Raw genomic sequence first — 202 nt, forward strand, 5'->3', positions numbered from 1 at the left:
GTGTTCCAGCGAAAGAGATTAAGAAGCGCTTTACTGAAGAGGAAAGGGAAGCTCTTTTAATGGAACAGTGGTGGGAATGGCCACTTGAAAAAATCAAAGAGCATCAAGGTGCCTTTATTAACATCAAAGATTTTAAGTTATTGATTAGTTAGAAACTTCTAACTAATCAATCGAGTCTATATGCCTACGTGTAGGTTTATAC

1 pseudogene is annotated in these 202 nt (G+C 36.6%); it reads left to right on the plus strand.

What is annotated here, in order from left to right:
• Positions 1–152: pseudogene (locus tag AB4496_RS22470) on the plus strand (antibiotic acetyltransferase); the annotation flags it as partial.
• Between the last annotated feature and the right edge of the window lie 50 nt (positions 153–202).

It is taken from the genome of Vibrio sp. 10N.222.46.A1, assembly GCF_041473595.1.
GTDB classification, from domain to species: Bacteria; Pseudomonadota; Gammaproteobacteria; order Enterobacterales; family Vibrionaceae; genus Vibrio; species Vibrio tasmaniensis_A.